Source organism: Flavobacterium sp. KY-23415, from assembly GCF_055384985.1.
Genome location: NZ_AP044001.1, coordinates 3,581,612 through 3,603,255, shown reverse-complemented (window position 1 = coordinate 3,603,255; position 21,644 = coordinate 3,581,612). Strand labels below are relative to the sequence as shown.

General features: G+C 29.8%; 23 protein-coding genes. 15 read left to right on the top strand and 8 right to left on the bottom strand.

The window, feature by feature from the left end:
- Nucleotides 1-2 precede the first annotated feature (2 nt).
- Nucleotides 3-509, bottom strand: a complete 507-nt coding sequence (locus tag ACZ49Z_RS15700) for a hypothetical protein (protein WP_464305244.1) — start codon at nucleotides 507-509, stop codon at nucleotides 3-5.
- A gap of 52 nt (nucleotides 510-561) precedes the next feature.
- Entirely contained in the window at nucleotides 562-1,401 is an 840-nt protein-coding gene (locus ACZ49Z_RS15695) for a 1,4-dihydroxy-2-naphthoyl-CoA synthase (protein ID WP_464305243.1), read from the bottom strand.
- Nucleotides 1,402-1,586: 185 nt separating this feature from the next.
- On the opposite strand from ACZ49Z_RS15695, the gene ACZ49Z_RS15690 reads away from it, so the two are divergent.
- The 9 genes from ACZ49Z_RS15690 to ACZ49Z_RS15650 all read left to right on the top strand — a co-directional run bounded on the left by ACZ49Z_RS15690 (nucleotide 1,587) and on the right by ACZ49Z_RS15650 (nucleotide 13,765).
- Nucleotides 1,587-2,705, top strand: a complete 1,119-nt coding sequence (locus ACZ49Z_RS15690) for a C1 family peptidase (RefSeq protein WP_464305242.1) — start codon at nucleotides 1,587-1,589, stop codon at nucleotides 2,703-2,705.
- 11 nt (nucleotides 2,706-2,716) lie between these two features.
- Nucleotides 2,717-5,026 (top strand): GH92 family glycosyl hydrolase, encoded by a 2,310-nt coding sequence (locus ACZ49Z_RS15685; RefSeq protein ID WP_464305241.1) that lies wholly within the window; start codon nucleotides 2,717-2,719, stop codon nucleotides 5,024-5,026.
- A gap of 6 nt (nucleotides 5,027-5,032) precedes the next feature.
- Nucleotides 5,033-5,479 carry a PH domain-containing protein gene (locus tag ACZ49Z_RS15680; protein ID WP_464305240.1) on the top strand — a complete coding sequence of 149 codons (447 nt, stop codon included), beginning with the start codon at nucleotides 5,033-5,035 and terminating at the stop codon, nucleotides 5,477-5,479.
- Nucleotides 5,469-6,641: a serine hydrolase domain-containing protein gene (locus tag ACZ49Z_RS15675; RefSeq protein WP_464305239.1), complete on the top strand. Its 1,173-nt coding sequence runs from the start codon at nucleotides 5,469-5,471 to the stop codon at nucleotides 6,639-6,641. The genes ACZ49Z_RS15680 and ACZ49Z_RS15675 overlap by 11 nt, the downstream gene beginning before the upstream one ends.
- A 103-nt stretch (nucleotides 6,642-6,744) precedes the next feature.
- Entirely contained in the window at nucleotides 6,745-8,091 is a 1,347-nt protein-coding gene (locus ACZ49Z_RS15670) for a hypothetical protein (RefSeq protein ID WP_464305238.1), read from the top strand.
- Nucleotides 8,092-8,148: 57 nt separating this feature from the next.
- Nucleotides 8,149-8,973 (top strand): LamG domain-containing protein, encoded by an 825-nt coding sequence (locus tag ACZ49Z_RS15665; protein WP_464305237.1) that lies wholly within the window; start codon nucleotides 8,149-8,151, stop codon nucleotides 8,971-8,973.
- Nucleotides 8,974-9,060: 87 nt separating this feature from the next.
- Complete coding sequence (locus tag ACZ49Z_RS15660; RefSeq protein WP_464305236.1) at nucleotides 9,061-10,311, top strand: porin family protein; 1,251 nt, start codon at nucleotides 9,061-9,063, stop codon at nucleotides 10,309-10,311.
- Between the two features lie 515 nt (nucleotides 10,312-10,826).
- Entirely contained in the window at nucleotides 10,827-12,074 is a 1,248-nt protein-coding gene (locus ACZ49Z_RS15655; protein WP_464305235.1) for a tRNA modification GTPase, read from the top strand.
- A gap of 260 nt (nucleotides 12,075-12,334) precedes the next feature.
- Entirely contained in the window at nucleotides 12,335-13,765 is a 1,431-nt protein-coding gene (locus ACZ49Z_RS15650) for a tail fiber domain-containing protein (RefSeq protein WP_464305234.1), read from the top strand.
- Nucleotides 13,766-13,770: 5 nt separating this feature from the next.
- On the opposite strand, the gene ACZ49Z_RS15645 is transcribed toward ACZ49Z_RS15650, so the two are convergent.
- Genes ACZ49Z_RS15645 through ACZ49Z_RS15635 form a run of 3 tightly spaced genes read right to left on the bottom strand, consistent with a single transcriptional unit; the run spans nucleotide 13,771 to nucleotide 16,146 of the window.
- The gene (locus tag ACZ49Z_RS15645) at nucleotides 13,771-14,010 is read right to left on the bottom strand and encodes a hypothetical protein (RefSeq protein WP_464305233.1); all 240 of its coding nucleotides are present in this window, start codon (nucleotides 14,008-14,010) and stop codon (nucleotides 13,771-13,773) included.
- Between the two features lie 35 nt (nucleotides 14,011-14,045).
- On the bottom strand, nucleotides 14,046-14,882 hold the full coding sequence (locus ACZ49Z_RS15640) for a CvfB family protein (RefSeq protein ID WP_464305232.1): 837 nt from the start codon (nucleotides 14,880-14,882) through the stop codon (nucleotides 14,046-14,048).
- 46 nt (nucleotides 14,883-14,928) lie between these two features.
- Nucleotides 14,929-16,146, bottom strand: a complete 1,218-nt coding sequence (locus ACZ49Z_RS15635) for a porin (RefSeq protein WP_464305231.1) — start codon at nucleotides 16,144-16,146, stop codon at nucleotides 14,929-14,931.
- An 80-nt stretch (nucleotides 16,147-16,226) separates the two neighbouring features.
- Between ACZ49Z_RS15635 and prmA the strand changes: the two genes are divergently transcribed.
- Nucleotides 16,227-17,066, top strand: coding sequence for a 50S ribosomal protein L11 methyltransferase (gene prmA / locus ACZ49Z_RS15630; protein WP_464305230.1), 840 nt, complete (start codon nucleotides 16,227-16,229; stop codon nucleotides 17,064-17,066).
- A gap of 31 nt (nucleotides 17,067-17,097) precedes the next feature.
- On the top strand, nucleotides 17,098-17,373 hold the full coding sequence (locus ACZ49Z_RS15625; protein ID WP_464305229.1) for an ATP-dependent Clp protease adaptor ClpS: 276 nt from the start codon (nucleotides 17,098-17,100) through the stop codon (nucleotides 17,371-17,373).
- Between the two features lie 59 nt (nucleotides 17,374-17,432).
- Here the strand turns inward: ACZ49Z_RS15625 and ACZ49Z_RS15620 are convergent, their stop codons facing one another.
- The 3 genes from ACZ49Z_RS15620 to ACZ49Z_RS15610 all read right to left on the bottom strand — a co-directional run bounded on the left by ACZ49Z_RS15620 (nucleotide 17,433) and on the right by ACZ49Z_RS15610 (nucleotide 18,747).
- Nucleotides 17,433-17,702 carry a heavy-metal-associated domain-containing protein gene (locus tag ACZ49Z_RS15620; protein ID WP_464305228.1) on the bottom strand — a complete coding sequence of 90 codons (270 nt, stop codon included), beginning with the start codon at nucleotides 17,700-17,702 and terminating at the stop codon, nucleotides 17,433-17,435.
- A gap of 69 nt (nucleotides 17,703-17,771) precedes the next feature.
- Nucleotides 17,772-18,185, bottom strand: a complete 414-nt coding sequence (locus tag ACZ49Z_RS15615; RefSeq protein ID WP_464305227.1) for a DUF6691 family protein — start codon at nucleotides 18,183-18,185, stop codon at nucleotides 17,772-17,774.
- A 4-nt stretch (nucleotides 18,186-18,189) separates the two neighbouring features.
- Nucleotides 18,190-18,747 carry a YeeE/YedE family protein gene (locus ACZ49Z_RS15610; protein ID WP_464305226.1) on the bottom strand — a complete coding sequence of 186 codons (558 nt, stop codon included), beginning with the start codon at nucleotides 18,745-18,747 and terminating at the stop codon, nucleotides 18,190-18,192.
- A gap of 85 nt (nucleotides 18,748-18,832) precedes the next feature.
- Between ACZ49Z_RS15610 and ACZ49Z_RS15605 the strand changes: the two genes are divergently transcribed.
- From ACZ49Z_RS15605 to ACZ49Z_RS15590, 4 genes are all read left to right on the top strand, one after another.
- Nucleotides 18,833-19,315 (top strand): DUF4199 domain-containing protein, encoded by a 483-nt coding sequence (locus tag ACZ49Z_RS15605; protein WP_464305225.1) that lies wholly within the window; start codon nucleotides 18,833-18,835, stop codon nucleotides 19,313-19,315.
- A 3-nt stretch (nucleotides 19,316-19,318) separates the two neighbouring features.
- Entirely contained in the window at nucleotides 19,319-19,771 is a 453-nt protein-coding gene (locus ACZ49Z_RS15600) for a 2-dehydro-3-deoxyphosphooctonate aldolase (protein ID WP_464305224.1), read from the top strand.
- A 96-nt stretch (nucleotides 19,772-19,867) separates the two neighbouring features.
- Nucleotides 19,868-20,686 (top strand): 3-deoxy-8-phosphooctulonate synthase, encoded by an 819-nt coding sequence (gene kdsA / locus ACZ49Z_RS15595; RefSeq protein WP_464305223.1) that lies wholly within the window; start codon nucleotides 19,868-19,870, stop codon nucleotides 20,684-20,686.
- A 20-nt stretch (nucleotides 20,687-20,706) separates the two neighbouring features.
- Complete coding sequence (locus tag ACZ49Z_RS15590) at nucleotides 20,707-21,555, top strand: hypothetical protein (protein WP_464305222.1); 849 nt, start codon at nucleotides 20,707-20,709, stop codon at nucleotides 21,553-21,555.
- Nucleotides 21,556-21,644 lie beyond the last annotated feature (89 nt).

Here is a 21,644-nt window from a genome sequence, read left to right as displayed (position 1 = left end):
AATCAATTATAATATTGGTTGAAGTTTTCAATCGTAAAAAAACTATTTAATTGTAATAATTCTTCTTTTGTAAATGTATCAAGAGAAAATGTAAAAACCTTCTCATCTTTTAAAGCAATAGATAAATAATCTGTTTTCAATGCAATATATTTTATCTCTTTACACTTATAATTCAAAATAGTATTGTCACTAACTATATCTATTCTTTTATTTTTTAATATAAAATTATATGTTTTTTGATGTATAAAAAACAAGAAAATAAAATAAAGAAACACATAATCATATAATTCAAAATTAAGTTTTCCTTTTACAAAGCAATAATAGTAGAAAGATAGTAAACCAAATAGTAAAATTATAAAGAATACTTGTACTATTCCAAAGCGATAAGAAATTCTACCTAGCTTTATCCATTTACCTAACATTAATTGCAAATTTTCATGTGCAAAGCTTAAGAGTTTAAAAAGTGAATAACTAAGTAAAACGTATTCTATTACTTTTGAAAAACGCATTTAAATTATTTTAAAAAAGCAGTACTATACAATTATAGCACTGCTCTCACAATTATGGTAAATATTTCTTTTCAAAATTAGGCTTGCGTTTTTCTAAGAAAGCATCTCTACCTTCTTTAGCTTCATCTGTCATATAGGCCAAACGTGTTGCTTCACCCGCAAAAACTTGCTGACCAACCATACCATCATCGGTTAAATTCATTGCAAATTTTAACATTTTTATAGACGTTGGTGATTTGGCCAATATTTCTTGTGCCCATTCAAAAGCTGTGTCTTCAAGCTCTGCATGAGGAATAACTGCATTGACCATTCCCATTTCGAATGCCTCTTGTGCAGAGTAATTTCTGCCTAAAAAGAAAATTTCACGTGCTTTCTTTTGTCCTACCATTTTTGCTAAATAAGCTGAACCGTAACCACCATCAAAACTAGTTACATCTGCATCTGTTTGTTTAAAAATGGCATGTTCTTTACTCGCTAATGTTAAATCGCAAACCACATGAAGTGAATGACCACCACCAACTGCCCAACCTGGAACAACGCAAATTACAGCTTTCGGCATAAAACGAATCATACGTTGCACTTCTAAAATGTTTAAACGATGATAACCGTCTTCTCCAACATAACCTTGATGACCTCTTGCTCTTTGATCGCCACCACTACAAAAAGACCAAATTCCGTCTTTAGTTGAGGGTCCTTCCGCAGAAAGCAACACCACTCCTATTGAAGTATCTTCCTGTGCATCATAAAAAGCTTCAATCAATTCTTTTGTTGTGTGAGGACGGAAAGCATTGCGAACATCTGGTCGATTGAAAGCAATTCTTGCAACTCCATCACATTTTTTATAGGTGATATCTTCGAATTCTTTTACCGTTTTCCAATTTATTGTACTCATATAATTTTTTAGTTTTTATTTTTCAAAATATTAAAAATTGTTCTCGTTTGTTATAGGCTTTAAAACTACAAAAAAATAAAGTTTAACAATAAAACTGAATTTTGTTATTGCAGAAGTAAATACAAATTTTGAGTAAAATTAATTCATTTTTTGCATTATATTGCATGTTTAAATAATTTACTGACATGAAAAAAATATATTTAGGTTTACTTTTAACTTCTTCAATTTTATCAATTAATGCTCAAGAATATGAATTTCAATCAGTTATAGAGCTAGAATCTACACCTGTTATTTCGCAAGGAAATACTGGCACTTGTTGGAGCTACTCTACTTCTTCTTTCTTAGAGTCTGAAATTATGCGTTTAACTGGTAAAAAAGTAGATTTATCAGAGATGTATCAAGTTAGAAATACCTATCCTAAAAAAGCAGAAAATTTTGTAATGCGTCAAGGTAAAGCCCAATTTAGTGAAGGCGGGTTGTCTCATGATGTACTTAATAGTATAGCAAATTATGGAATAGTCCCTGTTACTGTCTATACTGGATTATCAGAAGAAGAAAAATCACATAATCATGCCGAAATGGTAGCAGTTTTAGAAGCGATGGTAAAAACTTATGTTGCCAATCCAGGTAAAAAATTATCACCAAAATGGAAACAAGCTGTGAATGCCGTTTTAGATACTTATTTAGGTGAAAACCCTACAGCGTTTGAATTTGAAGGTGAAAAATTTACTCCAAAAAGTTTTATGGAAAAAATGAAGATAAATCCGAACGACTATGTGACCATAACATCTTTCAATAATCAGGAAAACTACAAACCTTTTATTTTAAACATTCCAGATAACTTTTCAAATGGCAGTATGTATAATTTACCATTAGATGAATTTGTTTCAAATATTGATAATGCCCTAGCAAAAGGTTTTACTTTAGCTCTAGATAGTGATGTTTCTGAAGCTACTTTTTCTGCAAAACATGGAGTTGCTTTTGTTCCTCAAATTGATGAAGATGAAAAAAAAGGATTAACTGAAATTATTACCGAAATGAATGTTACACCTGAATATCGCATGGCTGAATTTGATAATTTTAATACCACAGACGATCATTTGATGCATATTGTTGGAAAAATGAAAGATCAAAATGGGAATACCTATTATAAAGTAAAAAATTCTTGGGGAACAGATGAAAAAAGGGTCGCAAATGGAGGCTATATATATATGAGTGTTCCTTATTTAAAATTAAAAGCCATTTCTGTTTTAGTACATAAAGATGGATTAGAGAAAAAAACAAAAAAAGCGTTGAATTTATAACACAAAATAAAATGCATTTAACAAAAACAAACTATAATTTCTTAATCCTACTTATCACTTTTTCTACATTTAGTCAAACAAAAGATTTTACACAGTTTGTTAACCCCTTGGTTGGAACAAAAAACATGGGGCATACATTTCCTGGAGCCACTACTCCATTTGGAATGGTGCAGTTAAGTCCTGAAACAAACCTACAAGTAATGTTTACTGAAGAGGGTAAGTATAATCCAGAAACTTATAAATACTGTGCAGGATATCAATATGATGATACTACCATTTTTGGTTTCAGTCATACACATCTTAGTGGTACTGGACATTCTGATTTAGGAGACTTTTTAATCATGCCAACAACTGGTGCATTGAATTTAGAACCTGGTAAAGCCAAACAACCAAAAAGCGGTTATCATTCTCAATTTTCTCATAAAAATGAAAAAGCTACTCCAGGCTATTATAGTGTACTTCTTGATGATTATAACATTAAAGCCGAACTAACTGCAACAGAAAGAGTTGGTTTTCATCAATATACCTTTCCAAAATCTAATGATTCACATATTATCTTAGATTTGATTGCTAATATTTATCTACATGATGATAAAAATACTTGGTCATTCATTAGAGTTGAAAACGATTCCTTGATTACTGGCTATAAACAAACCAACGGATGGGCACGAACTAAATTTGTTTATTTTGCAATGCAATTTTCAAAACCATTTACTAGTTATGGACATAAAAAATATGACAAAACAAAATATAACGGTTTCTACAGAAAATTTGATGAAGAGCATAACTTCCCTGAAATGGCAGGAAAAAACTTAAGAGCCTATTTTAATTTTAGTACTTCTGAAAATGAAAAGATAAAAATCAAGTTTGCTTTATCATCGGTTAGTACCGAAGGGGCATTATTAAACCTAAATACTGAATTACCACATTGGGACTTTGAAAGAGTGAAAGCAGAAACCAAGGAAAAATGGAATAAGGAGCTTTCTAAAATTGATGTAGAAACTGAAACTTTAGAACAGAAAGAGACTTTTTATACAGCAATGTATCATAGCATGCTAAGTCCTATTATCTATGAAGATGTAGATGGAAAATATAGAGGCTTAGATCAAAACATTCACACTTCTGATGGTTTCGTTAATCATACTGTTTTTTCACTTTGGGACACATACAGAGCCTTACACCCTTTGTATAACATTCTTCAACCAAAAAGAAACAATGATATGATAAAATCCATGTTGGCTCACCACGATCAAAGTGTTCACAAAATGCTGCCTATTTGGAGTCATTATGCCAATGAAAATTGGTGTATGGTAGGTTATCATGCTGTTTCTGTCATTGCAGATGCTATAGCAAAAAACACAACCGATGTAGATTTAAACTACGCTCTAAAAGCCTCTAAAAATACAGCAACAGTTCCTTACTTTGACGGGCTTGGCTATTATATGAAACTTGGTTATGTACCAGAAGACAAAAGTTCATCATCTGTGTCAAAGACCTTAGAATATGCTTATAATGATTGGTGCATTGCTCAAATTGCACAAAAAGCAAACAATACAAATGTTTATAATGATTTTTTAAAACGTTCAGAAAATTATCTAAACGTATACGATAAATCAATCGGTTACATGCGACCAAAATTACTAGATGGAAATTGGAGAAAAGAATTTGATCCTCTAGACACACATGGACAAGGTTTTATTGAAGGAAATGCATGGAACTATGGGCTATATGTTCCACATCAAGTTGATAAAATGATAACAATGATGGGAGGAAAAGATGCTTTTTCAAAACATTTAGACAAAATTTTCGCCACTCCAATTGAAGACAAATATATTGAACACAACGAAGATATTACTCGTGATGGTATCATTGGAAATTATGTACACGGAAACGAACCAGGTCATCATATTCCTTATCTATACAATTTCACAAATGAACCTTGGAAGACGCAAGCTAGAGTTCGAATGATTATTGATACCATGTATAGTAATAAAGAAGATGGATTGTGTGGTAATGATGATGCTGGACAAATGAGTGCATGGTACATTTTTAGTGCATTAGGATTCTATCCAGTAAATCCAGGTTCTACTGAGTATGCTATTGGAAGTCCAACAATTCAGTCTGCAATAATCTCATTAGAGAACGGCAAAAAATTCACAATAAAAACAGTGAATCAGAATTCAAAAAATGTTTATCTTTCCAAAATTAAATTAAATGGAAAAATTCTCTCAAACCTAACTCTTAATCATAATGATATAGAAAACGGAAGTGAGCTTATTTTCTATATGAGTGCAAAACCAAACAAGAAATTAACACAATAAAATATTTTGCTATATAAATCTTCAATAAGCATTTTTAATAAAGTTATTCTCTATGGCATTATTATTTTGCTTATTGGAGTTATTGTACCTTCCTTATATTGTCATGATAAAATTGGAATGATTGTCTCTCTACTGATTAATGGTTTGTGTATTTGTTTACTTTTTTGGCTACTTCTAGACACAAAATATACCATTAACAATAAAGAATTAAAATGTCAATCTGGGCCATTTAAAAAAACAATACATATTGAAACCGTTAAGAAAATAGAGTTTCACGACGGGATAATAGTTCCTGTTTCATGGAAATTAGCTTTAGACACAAAAGGAATTATAATTACATATAATAAATTTGATACTATTTATATTTCTCCTAAACAGAACAAAAAATTTCTGGAATCACTTTTAACTATTAACCCAAATATTCAAATTATTAACCTAAAGAATGAATTTTAAAGCCCTTTTTTATCTCCTTATTTTTTGCCTATTAATTGCTTGCCAAAAAGAAAACAAAACAACACCTAAAACCCTTCCGATAAAAAATAGCCTAGTTATTAAAATACCTATTTTTAATAAGTTAACAGCAGAATACATTAATGAAAAAAGAAAAGAAACAAAAAAATTCTATAATTCAGCAATCAACATCGATGATTTTAGTGGCTCTTTTTTAGTAGCTAAAAACGGTCAGATAGTATTTGAAGACTATCAAGGTTATGCAAATTTTGATACGAAAGAAAAAATATCTGCCACTACTCCATTACATGTAGCTTCTGTTAGCAAAGTATTAACAGCTACTTTAATTCTTAAATTAGTAGATGAAAAAAAGTTGAGTTTAGCAACTAGTTTGCACTCTTTATTCCCTAAATTTCCGCATAAAGAAATTTCAATAGAACTATTACTTAACCATAGAAGTGGTCTACCAAATTATGCTTATTTCTGTGAAAATGATTCCGTTTGGAATAAAAACAAAACACTCAAAAACGATGATATTTTAGAAATTTTATCAACAAAAGTCACACAATTAGAATTTACTCCAAACTCGAAATTTAGTTATTGCAATACCAATTATGCGCTCCTAGCACTTGTCATTGAAAAAATTACAAAGCTTCCATATCCTAAAGCTATGAAAAGCTTGCTTTTTGATCCTTTAAACATGAAAAATACATTTGTCTTTGAATTAGAAAAACAAAAAGACCTAGTGAGTAAATCATACAAAAGTACTTGGAACGAAATACCCTTCGACTATCTAGATGCTATTTATGGAGATAAAAATATATATGCAACTGCAAAAGATCTTTTACTATTTGATTTAGCAACCTATTCAGATACTTTTATTAGTAAAAAAATGAAAGATCTTGCCTATAAAGGCTATAGCTATGAACGTAGAGGAATTAAAAATTATGGATTAGGTATTCGTATTAATGAGTGGGAAGATGGAACTTCATTACTATATCATAATGGTTGGTGGCACGGAAATACTTCTGCCTATGTTACACTCAAAAAAGACACTGTAACATTAATATCTTTAGCAAACAAATACACTCGAAAACCCTATCAAATTAAAAAATTATCTTCCCTTTTTGGATACTACCCTTTCGAGATTAATGAAATTGAATAAAAAGTTGAATACAGAAAAACTGTAAAAAACGTTAACACCTTAAAAATAAATACATTACATGTCTTTTTTTTTCTTAGATTTACTACAATAAAATTTTAAAATTATGAAAAAAAGACTACTAATTACTGCTACCCTGTTTCTAACTGTATTGGCACACTCACAAGTTGGTGTAGGAACCACAACTCCACGAGGAGCAATGGAAATCAATTCGACTACGACTGGTTTTTTACCACCACAAGTTGCATTAACAGCTTCTAATGTTCAAGCTCCTGTTGTTAATCCACAAGGAGGAGCTATTGCTACAGGTACTTTTGTTTATAATACTGCAACAGCTGGAACAAGTCCAAATGATGTTGTTCCTGGCTATTACTTTTGGAACGGTTCACAATGGCTCCTAGTAAGCACTCAAGCCACAACATCGAGTTCTAATTGGGCAAAAACAGGAAATACAGGAACATCGGCATCAACAAATTTTGTTGGAACTACAGATGCAGTAGATTTTGTTACAAGAACAAATAATACAGAAAGAACAAGAATAAAATCTACAGGAGAAGTTGGTATTGGCACAACAACACCAATAACAAAGTTTCAAGTTACAAACGGAGCATCTGCTGTAAACGGAATTTCTGTGAGAGCGGGTGCAGATTGGGATGCATTTACTCTTGCACATGACGGCTCTACTGCATTTATAAACGCCTCAGGTGTAGAAACAGGTATTGCTTTTAGAACAAATATCTTAGCTTCGGGTAATGCGATAACAAACGCATATACTGAACAAATGCGTATACTGAATAACGGAAATGTAGGCTTTGGAACTTCAACGCCATTAAACTATATTCACATCACAGAACCAGGACAAGTCAGTGGCATATCGACTAGTTATGTAAAAGGTCAAATAATAACAGCTACAGGTGCTGGTGCTGCAGGAGGACTTTCTGGACCTGGTTTTTATTTTGAGAATTTAACCAATACTGCTACCAATAGGTTAATGAAAATGAATTATACCAGTAATGCTGCCAATAAAGGAATCTTAAATTTTCAAGCAGTTTCAGATAATGCTAGTGCATCTGTTGCAACAGTAATGGCACTCACACATGATGGCTTAGTTGGAATAGGAACAATAGAACCAACTTCCAAACTTATGGTTGATGGTGCTGCAACAAATGCAACAGCGTTCAATGCTGCTGCTGGAACAACAATAGATTTCTCTAGAAGTAACCTTGCTTATACTACAGCAAACCCTTCAGCTTTCACATTAAGTAACATTAAAGATGGAGGTACCTATACACTTGCAGTGAGAGGAACAACTTCTGGTACGGCCTCATTTAGTGCGGCAGGTTTTACCTTTAAATCTGTAAATAATGGAGCTACAACTTCTGGTAAAGAAACCGTATATACATTTTTGGTTATGGGCACAACCGTATATTTCTACATGGTAACAGGTTTTTAACTGAAACCTCTTATTTTTTTACTTAGATGAATTTTTTATATAAAAAAAACATACATTATGACCTATAAAATCAAAATAGTATTATTATTCCTACTATCAAGTTTCACATTACAATCGCAAGTAGTAGGAACCCCATATATTGTACCAAAAATTTCAGCAAATAAAATTGGTTTAGATTTCGATGGTATAAACGATGCAGTATCTTTAGGCAATATTACTTCGCTAAATAATGTTTCACAATACACTGTTGAATATTGGGGAAGATTTGCCAATTTTACTACTTGGACAACAATGATTAGTAAAAGATTGAATGACACTGAACGTGTAGTACATATTCAATTTGGATCGCCTACAGGAGAAATATATGCTTTTATTAGTAATAACTATATTACAACAACCACAAATATTAGTCCTAATGTATGGACACATATTGCTGTTGTATATGACGGAACTCTCGCAACCACTACAGACCGACTAAAAATATATTTTGATGGTGTGAGACAACCTGTAACAAATACAGGAGTAATTCCAGCAACAACACCAACCAGTAACGCCATTTTTTCTATTGGCTCAGAATATAACTCTACTGCAGCAATGACAGCTGGAAGTACAGGAATTGGTTTGTGCGACATGACAATGACAGAACTACGAATTTGGAATACCGCAAGAACGCAAGCAGAGATTGTTGCCAATATGAACGATTTTAATATACCCTTAGGAAGTACAGGTTTGATGTATTATTATAAAATGAATCAAGGTGTTGCGAATGGAAATAACACAGGAATAACCACACTCACCGATTCGAAAGCAACTGCAAACGGAACACTTTTTAATTTTGCATTAACAGGTAATATTTCAAATTTTATTGCACTACCTTTTTAACACAATTTTTTTTGAGTAAGTTTTTTTTTATAAAAAAGCAATCAGAATTAGAGAAATGTTGTATTTTCGCAAAAATTAAATATAATTATGAAAAAACATTTTTCCCTAATTCTGATTACTCTTTGTAGTCTTTCTATTTTTTCTCAAATAAACTTTGAAAAAGGTTATTACATCAATAATCAAGGAAATAAAATAGAAGGACTAATTAAAAATATTGATTGGCAAAACAATCCAACATATTTTGAATTCAAAACATCAGAATTAGCAGAAAATCAAACTATTAAAATTGAATCTGCTAAAGAGTTTGGAGTTTATAACTTCAACAAATATGAAAGACATTCCATAAACATGGATCGTTCTAGTGAGTTTATGAACAATATTAGCCAAGAAAAAAATCCAAAATTTGTACTTGAAACACTATTCTTAAAAGTGTTAATTGAAGGAAATGCAAAATTACTACAATATACAGATAAAAGTTTAAATCGATATTTTTTTAGTGTTAATCAATCAGATTTAACACAACTTATTTATAAAATATATAAGGATGATAACAATAAAGCTGCAGAAAACAATGAATATAAACAACAGTTATTTAATAATCTGAAATGTGATGCTATTTCAACATCAAATCTTTTAAACGTTGGTTATAACAAAAAAGATTTAGTGAAAATATTCAAGAAATACAATACTTGTAATAACTCTGAAAACATAACCTATGAAGAACCTAAAGTTAAAAGAGATATCTTTAATTTAAACCTTAGACCTGGTATTAATTATTCATCTTTAGAATTAGATAATGTATACGTTGATAGATATGACTTAAAATACAAGAATCAAATTGATATTAGAATTGGAATTGAAGCTGAATTTGTATTGCCTTTTAACAAAAACAAATGGTCAGTAATCGTTGAGCCAACCTACCATAATTATAAAAATGAAGGTTTTATTCTTAATGGAGCTCAACGTGTAACTGTAAACTATAAGGCTTTAGAATTACCAATTGGCATTAGATATTATATGTTTTTAAATGACAAATCTAAGATTTTTGTAAATGGATCTTTTTTTATTAACAATAGTGGCAAATCTAACATATTATTTGAACAAGGTAGTGTTAACGGCTCCAACTATACATTTGACAATCCTAGAACATTACAAGAAATTCCTATTAGAACTTCAATAAATTACGGATTTGGAGTTGGGTATAAGTTTAAAAACAAATACTCTATAGAATATCGTTTTCACACAAGAAGAAGGATATTAGAAATTCCAAGTAGTTCAAATCCTTGGGATACAAATTATAATATATCTTCTTTTATTATTGGATATACTTTATTCTAAAAGAAAATAATTAAAAAGAGGTTGCCCTAAAAATCAGAACCTTATCATCTTATATTTGCTAAAGGAGAAATCACATTATACTAATAAAGTGACTTCTCCTTTTAGTTGAAGTAACAAACTAAATATTGTATTATGAGTTTTTGAACATACTCTTTTATTATAAAATTTTATCAATTCTCAAAACAAGTAACTGATAATAAAAATTAATATTTTCATTCTAATAGGATTGATAATTGAACCTATCTACAAAACAAACAATAAAATTACTACCATTAGATTGATGTTTTATTATAAAATCACAAGGTGTTACGACTGGAAATAACACCGGATTAAACACACTCATCGATTCGAAAGCAAACGGGACACTTTTTATTTTTACATTAGCAAACAACATTTAAAATTTTATTACACTACCTTTCTAACAAAAAAACACTGTGGAGTAAGTTTTTTTTTTTTTATAAAAAAACAATCAGAAATAGATAGAAATTGTATTTTCGCAAAAATTAAATATAATTATGAAAAAACATTTTTCCCTAATTCTAATTACTCTTTGTAGTCTTTCCATTTTTTCTCAAATAAATTATGAAAAAGGTTACTATATTAATAATCAAGGTAATAAAATAGAAGGATTAATTAAAAACATTGATTGGCAAAACAATCCAACATATTTTGAATTCAAAACATCAGAATTAGCAGAAAATCAAACTATTAAAATTGAATCTGCTAAAGAGTTTGGTGTTTATAACTTCAATAAATATGAAAGACATTCCATAAACATGGATCGCTCAAGTGAGTTTTTAAATAATATTAGCCAAGAAAAAAATCCAAAATTTGTACTTGAAACACTATTCTTAAAAGTGTTAATTGAAGGAAATGCAAAATTATTACAATATACAGATAAAAGTTTAAATCGTTATTTCTTTAGTGTTAATCAATCAGATTTAACACAACTTATTTATAAAATATATAAGGATGATAACAATAAAGCTGCAGAAAACAATGAATATAAACAACAGTTATTTAATAACCTGAAATGTGACGCTATTTCAACCTCAAATCTTTTAAGCGTTGATTACAACAAGAAAGATTTAGTTAAAGTATTTAAAAAATATAATACCTGTAGTAACTCAGAAAACATTACTTATGAAGAACCTAAAATTAAAAGAGATATCTTTAATTTAAGCATTAGACCTGGAGTTTCTTTTTCTTCATTAAGTCTTGTGAATACTTCATCACTCAACTACACATATAGTTATGAAAACAAAACTCTTCTAAAAATAGGGTTAGAAGCGGAGTTAATTTTGCCCTTTAACAAAAATAAGTGGTCTTTTATTTTTGAACCTACATATCAAAATGAATTTAAGGGAGAAAGCTTTAATCATACTGGCAGACTAAGAATGAGTGTTAACTACAAATGTTGGCAACTACCCGTTGGAATAAGATATTATTTTCACTTAGGAAATAATTCTAGTTTATTCCTTAATGGTATAATTAATTACGATTTAGTTAGCAATGATTCTAAATTTCTTTATGAAGAAGGTAGTTTTGTTGCTCCACAAGAATTTAATTTTGATAATCCTATTTTAAAAGATGAGATTAAAATAAATAATTCATTAAGCTTTGGAATTGGAATTGGATATCTTTTCAAAAATAAAATTTCCACAGAGATCAGGTTTTTCCCAAGTAAAAGAATATCGAATAGTAATGATTGGAAATCTAACTACAATTTGACTACTTTTTCAATTGGATATAGAATCTTTTAAAATTAATAACATCAAAATAAATAAGCACGGTTTTGTAGCCGTGCTTATTTATTTAAAAACAACACTTAATAAATGTAAAAAAAAATATAAAAATTTAACAAAATACACAATAAAAATGTAGTATATTTATAAATACATAACACTATATTTGAATAATAACTTAAAAAACAATTATATCGATAAAAACAGCTCTAAATTGAACACCTAACTATCAAACCCAATTTTAGAAAGAAATAGTATTAATTAAAACTTAACCTACTATGAAAAGAATTAAATATTTCTTATGGTTCAATTTAGTTACAATTTCATCAGCAATTTTTGCTCAAATTGGAATTGGTACTACAACCCCTAATGGTGCACTAGACATCAATTCAAGTACTCAAGGATTAATTGTTCCTAGAGTTGCACTTACAGCATGCAATGCAACAAGTCCAATCATTAACCCAAATGGGGGTTCAATAGTTGAAGGTACGATTGTATATAATACTGCCACAAACGGAGTTAGTCCTAATGATGTGGTTCCTGGATTTTATTTCTGGAATGGAGCATCATGGAACAAAATAACCACACAATCAAGTCCAGAAAACCCAAACTGGTCTATAAACGGAAACTATAACACAAATGCAACCAATAACTTTATTGGAACAATGGATGCCAATGACTTAATTGTAAAAACCAATGCAAATGAACGTATCAGAATAACAGCGAATGGAAATATTGGTATCGGCACAAGTGTTCCTAATGCACCATTGCAGTTTACTAATACTGTTGCAAATAGAAAAATTTCATTATATGAAACCAACAACAATAGTCATGAATTTTTTGGGCTAGGGATTAATGCAGCAACACTTCGATATCAAGTTGATGCTGTAGGATCTTCACATGCTTTTTTTGCAGGAACAAGTTCAAATACTTCTGATGAGTTAATGAGAATAAACGGAAACGGTAAGGTTGGAATTGGAACAGCCTCTCCTTGGTCTCGACTAACTATTTTTGACAACTCAAGTTCAAGTTCTAATGTTTTATCTATTGGAAATAATGCTGGTGTGTATGATTTTTTTGTTGCAAACAATTTTAACAACACTAACTATGGTAGTTCTGCTGCTGATTATCCTTCAAATGGATACACAAAGGTTCTTGTAATGAATTTAGGAGGAACTGGTCACTTTGTTTTTGGAGATCACATAGGGCCATGGGCAGATGGAACCTATGACAATGGCTCATCTTTTTCGAGATGGAGATATATTTATTCTTCTAATGGAACAATTAACACCTCAGACGCTAGAGTTAAATCAAACATTAAAAATATTCCTCTTGGACTAGAAACAGTAAAAAAAATGAATCCCGTAATTTATGACAAGTATTTAAACTTTGAAAAAACAGGTATTTCTATTGAAGAAATTGGTTTTCTTGCACAAGAATTAAAACTTTTAATCCCAAATGCTGTTATTGGAAATCCCAATGATAAAAACCCAATGGGCATTAATTATTCTCAAATTATTCCAGTTCTCACAAAAGCTATACAAGAACAACAAAATATTATTGATGAGGAAATTGAAAAAAATAAAAAATTAGTAATCGAAATTGAATTATTAAAAAAACAACAAAATCTATTTGAAAAAAAACTACTTGAATTAGAATCGAAAATAATTAATACCAAAGAAAACAGTATTGCGAATACTCAATATTAATATTTCTAAAGTAAATCTATATGATACATTTTCATTATAAAAACAATTGTCAGCATATTAAAAATTAGAGCCACCCAATAATACTTATTATCCGAATCTGGATTAATGATAATGGCATAAATATTCAAAAAAGGCAAGATTAAAATAAATAGCCAAACTATTTGAAAACTTTCGAAAGTAATTGGAAATAATTCACAACCAATAAAAAAACAAATGAGCGCATAAACAAAAGTGAATGCGCTCATTATTAAACTTATTTTATCTTTTAGAATCATAAATACTATAATAAATGAATACCATCTTCTTTAATTTCAATCAATTTTTGACGATACAAATTTCCTACTGCTTTTTTAAATGCTTTTTTACTCATCTTTAAAACCGTTTTAATATCCTCTGGATGAGAATTGTCATTCAACCCTAAAAAACCTCTATTCGATTTTAACTCATCTAAAATAATTTGAGAAGTAGGCTCAATTGCTTCTACTCCCAATTTCCTTAATGAAACGTCAATCTTACCATCAGGACGAACATTTTTTATATACCCTTTCATTCGAACGCCTGGTTTTACATCTTCATAAACTTCATTTTTATAAGCCAATCCTCTGTACTGTTCATTAATGATTACATTTATTCCTGCTTCTGTAATATGAGATACTATTAAATCGACTTCTTCTCCTTTTTCAAGTAAAACATCGTCATTATTTAAAAATTGTTGTGTTTTGCTAGAAGCCATCATTCTATTCGTTTTTTCATCCATAAAACAATAGATCAAATAACGTTTTCCTTCTTCCATAGGCCTAGCTTGCTCTTTAAAAGGCACAAACAAATCTTTTTCTAAACCCCAGTTTAAAAAAGCTCCAAATTTGTTAATATAATTCACTTTTAAATGTGCAAATTCATTCAATTTTACATAAGGCTTCAATGTTGTTGCAACAGGTCTTTCTTCATGGTCAAGATAGACAAAAACAGTAATATCATCTCCTATTTGATATTCTCTTGGGACATATTTATTAGGTAATAATACATCGTATTCTTCATTTTTTCCATCTCCTAAAAAAAGTCCAACTTTCGTACTTCTTAATATTCTTAATGTGTTGTATTGACCTATTGCTAACATAATATTATATAAATTGAGTACAAAGGTAATCAATTGGTTTTAATAATTAAATCCCTATTTCTACTTGTAAACGACCATACCAATTATTTCTTGTTTGATTATTAAAATAATCTAATTGACTATAAGTAACTTCTGCTTGAAGCTTAAAAGTGTGTTCCCAAATATATCTTGTTAATCCTAAACTATATTGTTGAGTATTTGGTGTATAGGATTTAATCTCTCTTTCTACATTTTGAGTAGAAAATCGTCCTATGATTTCATAATTTTTAGGAAAAACATAACTCAATTGATAATCCATTCCTTCACCAGCATAAATATAATTAAACTTAGTAGCATCTAATGGATTATAAGTAATTAATTCTTTCGCATCTCTTTTCATATAAGCAGCCATAAAACTCCAACCGTTATATTTTGCTAATGCATCAAAAAAAAGTGATTTGATAGTTTGAGGGGCATACAATTCATTACCAAGTTGTCCTTGAGCACGAATAGCATTGTTATTTTGTTGAAATGCTGCCGATAATAATAATTTTGTTTTTTCTTCCCTCATTACATCACCTTCAAAATAATATCCATTTTTTTTAAATGAACCAAAAGGAAATAATTCTATTTTCCCTGTTAATGCCACTCCGTCATCAGAAGTTTTTGTCCAATTTCTTCCCTCACCTGTTGAAACAGCTGTTTTAATATTATACGAAAATGCATCAGATTTTTCATTAATATAATAGGCCTGAGCTCCAAAATCTCTATCAATATTAAATCTAGCATTATTAATACTTCTGTCTGTCAATTGAAGCGCCCCAGATGAATTTACACGTTGTCTATTTCCAGGTAACTTTGTTTGTCCAAAAATAAAACTCCACTTTTTGTTAGGTCTATAAATAAAAGCTGCGTCTCTAATAATATTAATATTCTCTCCTTCTTCTAATGCTCCAACATCACCTGGAGCAAAAGACAATTGAATGACATATAAACATTTAGGATTTCCCACATAACCATCGAAACGCAAACGTAATCTTCTAATATGAGCTTCATACCTATTCTTTACGTTCTCTTCGTCAAAATATGTAACTCTATTTTGCATCCTGAAGCGAATATTCAATTGAAATAAACTATCTGGCGAGGTAATTCCTAAACCTTTACCATAACTATAATACGGTAGAGCAGCCAGCTTAATGTCGTTGCTGTTTGAAATTTTATCATTTTTTTGTGAAAAACCAATGAATGATAAGACTAAAAAAATCAAAGTAAAATAATACTTCATGTTGTGTGTTGTGTTAAAAACGGCAAAAATAAATTATTTAGAAGAATTAACTTTATTTATCTTTGCAAAAAAATAAAATTATGTCAAATAGCTATATTGGTTATCATTTTATAATTGAACCCGCAGCATTAGGTTCAGAAATATTATTAGCAGAATTAGGAGAAACTGCTTTTGAAAGTTTTGTAGAAAATGAAAATGGTCTTTCTGCTTATATTCAAAAGGAATTTTGGAATGAAAATATATTAGATGACATTTATATTTTAAAAAATGAAGAATTTGCTATTAGTTATACATTTGAAGAAATTGATCAAGTAAATTGGAATGAAGAATGGGAAAAAAACTTTGAGCCTATAGAAGTTGACAATAAATGCTATGTTCGTGCACCATTTCATGCAAAAACAAACGCAGCGTTTGACATTGTTATTGAGCCTAAAATGAGTTTTGGTACTGGTCATCACGAAACAACACATATGATGATTCAACATTTATTAGAAACCGATGTTACTAATAAAAAAACATTAGATATGGGTTGTGGAACAGCAATTCTAGCAATTTTAGCTGAAATGAAAGGTGCTCAACCAATAGATGCGATAGATATTGATAATTGGTGCTATCTTAATTCTATTGAAAATGCAGAACGCAACAACTGTAAGCACATTACTGTATATGAAGGAGATGCGAGTTTATTAACCGAAGATAAAAAATACGACATTATTATTGCAAACATTAATAGAAACATTCTTTTAAATGATATGCAGCAATATGTTTCATGTTTAAATGATAATGGAACACTATTCCTTAGTGGTTTTTATACAGAAGACATTCCAGTTATTGATGCATCTTGTAGTGAAAACGGGTTATTATTTGTTAAAAAATTCGAAAGAAACAACTGGGTTGCTTTGAAATATGTAAAACAATAATTATTTTTGAATAAATTTTAATTAATTAAAAATGAGCACAATAGAAAAAGTACAAGAAGAACTTTTGGTTGAAGAGTTAGTAGGACTAAATAATGAAATTATCCTATATAATGATGATGTAAATACTTTTGATCATGTAATTGAAACATTAATAAAAGTATGTAATCATGAAGCACTACAAGCAGAACAATGTGCTTTATTAGTGCATTATAAAGGACAATGTGCAGTAAAAACTGGAAAATATGATGAATTAAAACCACTTTGTTCTGCACTTCTAGATGCGGGATTAAGTGCTGAAATTCTTTAAAAGCATAAAAAAAATCCCTTTCTATAAAAAAAGGGATTTTTTATACTACTACAACTAATTTATTTTTTAATTTTTCCAATTGCACAACTCACATAAGAAGTTGCTTTTGAACCTAAAGAATTAATCATTCCTTCTTCAGGATATCCAATTTTTTTCAATGCTTTCTTAACCAAAAAGAGATCATTTTCTTCTTGAAAATTAAAAGACACTGTACTTTCTTCTGTGTTGACACTAATTTTGCTAATATTTACTATTGAAGACAGTTTTGATACTATTGTATTTGCACATCCACCGCATTTTAAATTTTGTATTTTTATAGTTGTATCCATATTACAAACTCATGAATTATTTATTCAAATTTACAGAAAGCAATACAAAACGAAAGTAACATTTATTACTTAATGAGGTAATTTATCTTTTAAAACACCATAAATATAAGTTCCTAATAAAGCACCTATTAACACAATAACTACCCCAAAAGCTCCAGTACCTAAAAGAATAAAAATTGGTCCAGGACAAGAACCAACCAATCCCCAACCTAACCCAAAAAAAGTACCTCCAATAATATATCTAAGAAAACCTTTTTCCTTTGCAACAATTTCAATTTCGTCTCCAGAAAAACTTTTAATATTCATTCTTTTAATCAATTGAATACCTATTAAGCCCGTACCAATTGCCACCATGATTATTCCATACATATGAAAAGATTGAAATTTGAACATTTCATAGATCCTATACCATGAAACCGCTTCTGTTTTGGTCAAAACTATCCCAAAAACAATACCTAACAATAAAAAACGAAAAAATTTCATATATTTAAATTACAAAAGGAAGTAAAATGTGAACCATTATTAATCCACCAATAAAAAAACCAATTACAGCAACTAAAGAAGGGAACTGCAAATTACTTAATCCTGAAATAGCATGCCCAGAAGTACAGCCTCCAGCATATCGTGTACCAAAACCAACTAAAATACCTCCGAAAAGTAGAATGAGAAAGCCTTTTAAACTTAGCATAGCATCCAAACTAAATAATTCTTTAGGCACTAATTTTCCATCTGGAGCACCTATCTGTAATGCTGCTAAATCTGAAATAGTTTCTTCACTAAGATTAACTCCCGAACCATTATCTAAAAAATTAATTGCAATAAACCCACCAATAATAGCACCTAATACCACCGTCAAATTCCATCTATGAGCTTTCCAATCGAAATCAAAAAAAGAATTATATTTTCCAGCACCCATAATAGAACACATGGTTCTTAAATTAGACGACATTCCAAAAGATTTCCCCAAATAAATGAGCGATAACATTATAACACCAATAATAAAACCTGAAATCGACCAATGCCAAGTTCCGTAAAGTAATTCCATCAATTTTTTTTGCAAAGATAAAAAATCACATGATTTAATTCCAATTATAATAATTTATCTTAATTTTGAATCAAAATATTCCAAAATGATAAAGTCTTTTAAAATTGAAATGAAATGGGCAATAATCTATAGTTTTACCTATATTTTATGGATGTATTTTGAAAAACAAATGGGATGGCACGATGAAAATGTACGATTTGAACCTATTTATAATTTACTTTTTACTCCAATTAGTGTTTTCATTTTCATTTTGTGTTTAGTCGACAAAAAAAGGAACCATTATAAAGGCGATTTAGATTGGAAACAAGGAGTCGTTTCTGGAATAGTACTTTCTGTATTAATAACCGTATTAAACCCAGCAGTACTCTATATAACTCACAATTATATCTCGCCAGAATTTTTCGAAAATGCAATTCAAGCTGCTGTTGGTAAGAATATGACTTTGAATGAAGCTAAAGCTCACTATAATATTAACAATGCCATTTCAAATAGCGTTTTTGAAAAATTATCTTTTGGAGTAGTAATTGCCGCTATAATTAGTTATTTTGTTAAAACTAAGAAAAATTAATTTATGAAAAAACTAACATTTTTACTATTTTACATAGCTTTAGTTTCTTGCACAAGTACTAAATCTACTATTAAAAACATAGACAATACAGCAATACGACCTAAAATAATAAATGAGGCTTTTGAAATTACTGAATATGCCAATGATTTAAAATATGGATACGATGCAGATTATCCAATTAATATTGGTCCAATTTCTGAGCAACTTGAAGAAATTAATATAAAATGTTTTTTCAATAGTCTTGAAGGAGAAAAAGGAGAAATTATTACCTATAGTAAAACTGACACTTGTTGTCCATTTCCAACACAAACCAATTCAATGGGAGCAGGAACATTGGTCATTTATGAAGTGCGTTTTTCAAATAGTGATAAAAAAGCGACTCTTTATTTTAATACCTACGAAAAAGGAAAGATTGTTTGTCCAAAAGGATTTGCAATTAAAAAACGAAGCAAATAAAAAAATTAAATTATTCTTAAATGTAACATAAGTAACCTTTTAAACTACACTTTAAAAGGTTTTTATTTTTATCTTTGCATTCAAAATTAAAAAACAATGAATTTAGAGAATATTCCTCAAATTAAACATACAAAAAGCGGCAATTTTTTTCTTCTGTCTGGACCTTGTGCTATAGAAGGTGAAGAAATGGCAATGCGCATTGCAGAAAAAATTGTTACCATTACAGATAAATTAGAAATTCCATATGTTTTTAAAGGTTCCTTCAAAAAGGCTAATCGATCTAGAATTGATAGTTTTACAGGAATTGGAGACGAGAAAGCATTGAAAATATTAGCAAAAGTTTCGAAAGAATTTGGTGTTCCAACTGTTACTGATATTCATACTAATGAAGATGCAGCAATGGCCGCAGAATATGTTAACATACTTCAAATTCCTGCATTTTTAGTTCGTCAAACCGATTTAGTAATGGCAGCTGCAAATACTGGAAAAACAGTAAACCTTAAGAAAGGGCAATTCATGAGTCCTGAAAGCATGAAGCATGCTGTTCAAAAAGTGATTGATTGTAAAAATGAAAACGTGATGGTAACCGATAGAGGAACTATGTTTGGTTATCAAGATATGATTGTTGACTATAGAGGTATTCCTACTATGCAACAATATGCAACTACAGTTTTAGATGTAACACACTCACTACAACAACCTAATCAAACTGTAGGTGTTACAGGTGGTCGTCCAGACATGATTGAAACAGTAGCAAAAGCAGGAATTGCTGTAGGTGTAGATGGAATTTTCATTGAAACTCATTTCGACCCTGCTAATGCAAAAAGTGACGGTGCTAATATGCTTCACTTGGACTATTTTGAAAATTTAATGACAAAATTAGTTGCGATTAGAAAAACAATTAATCAATTTTAATTTTTTTACACATTTACATAATGAAAAAACAATCATTTTTAATGGTTGTACTATCTTTTTGTGTTTTTTCACAGTACATATTTTCGCAAGAAACAGTTGAAACCCCTGAAAAATACACCGCTCACAACAAAGGTAAATTTTATATCTATTGGGGTGGAAATAGAGAAACCTATTCAAAATCTGATATTCGATTTAAAGGAGATGATTATGACTTCACATTATATGATGTAGAAGCACATGATAAACCAAAAGGTTGGCATGTTGATTATGTTAATCCTTCTAGAATGACTATTCCGCAAACAAATTTTAGAATTGGATATTTTATTTCAGATCATTATAATATTTCGATTGGTCTAGATCACATGAAATATGTAATGTTCAACGATAAAAGAGTAAAATATTCAGGTTACTATCCTAATGAAGGAAATTATCTTGAAAACCCAATAGATAACGAATTAACATTAACAGAAGATTTTTTACTATTTGAACATACAGATGGTTTAAATTATATCAATACAGAATTTTCACGTGTAGATGATATTTCAAGTTGGTTTAATCTACCCAATACTGATAAAGTACAAATTAATGCTACTGAAGGTTTAGGTGCTGGCTTTATATATCCTAAAACGAATACGACTTTACTTGGTAAAGAACGCTATGACCAATTTCATCTTTCTGGTTATGGATTATCAGCCAAAGTAGGTTTAAATTTCACCTTCTTTAAATACTTTTTTATTCAAACCGAAGTAAAAGGTGGCTATATTAATATGAGTGATATTAGAACAACAAAATACACCGCAGATAGTGCTTCACAAGACTTTTGGTTTTTACAAAGCATATTCACAGTTGGTGGTATTTTTAGGATATAAATAAATCACCTACAACAATAAAAAGTCTGTCTAAACAACAGACTTTTATTGTTTTTTGATATTATCTCAAATTAGGCAAATTCAGAAGT

Excerpts from the sequence above, each read along its gene's own strand:
- ACZ49Z_RS15700 (WP_464305244.1), bottom strand. The coding sequence starts at position 509 with ATGCGTTTTTCAAAAGTAATAGAATACGTTTTACTTAGTTATTCACTT.
- ACZ49Z_RS15695 (WP_464305243.1), bottom strand. The coding sequence starts at position 1,401 with ATGAGTACAATAAATTGGAAAACGGTAAAAGAATTCGAAGATATCACC.
- ACZ49Z_RS15690 (WP_464305242.1), top strand. The coding sequence starts at position 1,587 with ATGAAAAAAATATATTTAGGTTTACTTTTAACTTCTTCAATTTTATCA.
- ACZ49Z_RS15685 (WP_464305241.1), top strand. The coding sequence starts at position 2,717 with ATGCATTTAACAAAAACAAACTATAATTTCTTAATCCTACTTATCACT.
- ACZ49Z_RS15675 (WP_464305239.1), top strand. The coding sequence starts at position 5,469 with ATGAATTTTAAAGCCCTTTTTTATCTCCTTATTTTTTGCCTATTAATT.
- ACZ49Z_RS15670 (WP_464305238.1), top strand. The coding sequence starts at position 6,745 with ATGAAAAAAAGACTACTAATTACTGCTACCCTGTTTCTAACTGTATTG.
- ACZ49Z_RS15665 (WP_464305237.1), top strand. The coding sequence starts at position 8,149 with ATGACCTATAAAATCAAAATAGTATTATTATTCCTACTATCAAGTTTC.
- ACZ49Z_RS15660 (WP_464305236.1), top strand. The coding sequence starts at position 9,061 with ATGAAAAAACATTTTTCCCTAATTCTGATTACTCTTTGTAGTCTTTCT.
- ACZ49Z_RS15655 (WP_464305235.1), top strand. The coding sequence starts at position 10,827 with ATGAAAAAACATTTTTCCCTAATTCTAATTACTCTTTGTAGTCTTTCC.
- ACZ49Z_RS15650 (WP_464305234.1), top strand. The coding sequence starts at position 12,335 with ATGAAAAGAATTAAATATTTCTTATGGTTCAATTTAGTTACAATTTCA.
- ACZ49Z_RS15645 (WP_464305233.1), bottom strand. The coding sequence starts at position 14,010 with ATGAGCGCATTCACTTTTGTTTATGCGCTCATTTGTTTTTTTATTGGT.
- ACZ49Z_RS15640 (WP_464305232.1), bottom strand. The coding sequence starts at position 14,882 with ATGTTAGCAATAGGTCAATACAACACATTAAGAATATTAAGAAGTACG.
- ACZ49Z_RS15635 (WP_464305231.1), bottom strand. The coding sequence starts at position 16,146 with ATGAAGTATTATTTTACTTTGATTTTTTTAGTCTTATCATTCATTGGT.
- prmA (WP_464305230.1), top strand. The coding sequence starts at position 16,227 with ATGTCAAATAGCTATATTGGTTATCATTTTATAATTGAACCCGCAGCA.
- ACZ49Z_RS15625 (WP_464305229.1), top strand. The coding sequence starts at position 17,098 with ATGAGCACAATAGAAAAAGTACAAGAAGAACTTTTGGTTGAAGAGTTA.
- ACZ49Z_RS15620 (WP_464305228.1), bottom strand. The coding sequence starts at position 17,702 with ATGGATACAACTATAAAAATACAAAATTTAAAATGCGGTGGATGTGCA.
- ACZ49Z_RS15615 (WP_464305227.1), bottom strand. The coding sequence starts at position 18,185 with ATGAAATTTTTTCGTTTTTTATTGTTAGGTATTGTTTTTGGGATAGTT.
- ACZ49Z_RS15610 (WP_464305226.1), bottom strand. The coding sequence starts at position 18,747 with ATGGAATTACTTTACGGAACTTGGCATTGGTCGATTTCAGGTTTTATT.
- ACZ49Z_RS15605 (WP_464305225.1), top strand. The coding sequence starts at position 18,833 with ATGATAAAGTCTTTTAAAATTGAAATGAAATGGGCAATAATCTATAGT.
- ACZ49Z_RS15600 (WP_464305224.1), top strand. The coding sequence starts at position 19,319 with ATGAAAAAACTAACATTTTTACTATTTTACATAGCTTTAGTTTCTTGC.
- kdsA (WP_464305223.1), top strand. The coding sequence starts at position 19,868 with ATGAATTTAGAGAATATTCCTCAAATTAAACATACAAAAAGCGGCAAT.
- ACZ49Z_RS15590 (WP_464305222.1), top strand. The coding sequence starts at position 20,707 with ATGAAAAAACAATCATTTTTAATGGTTGTACTATCTTTTTGTGTTTTT.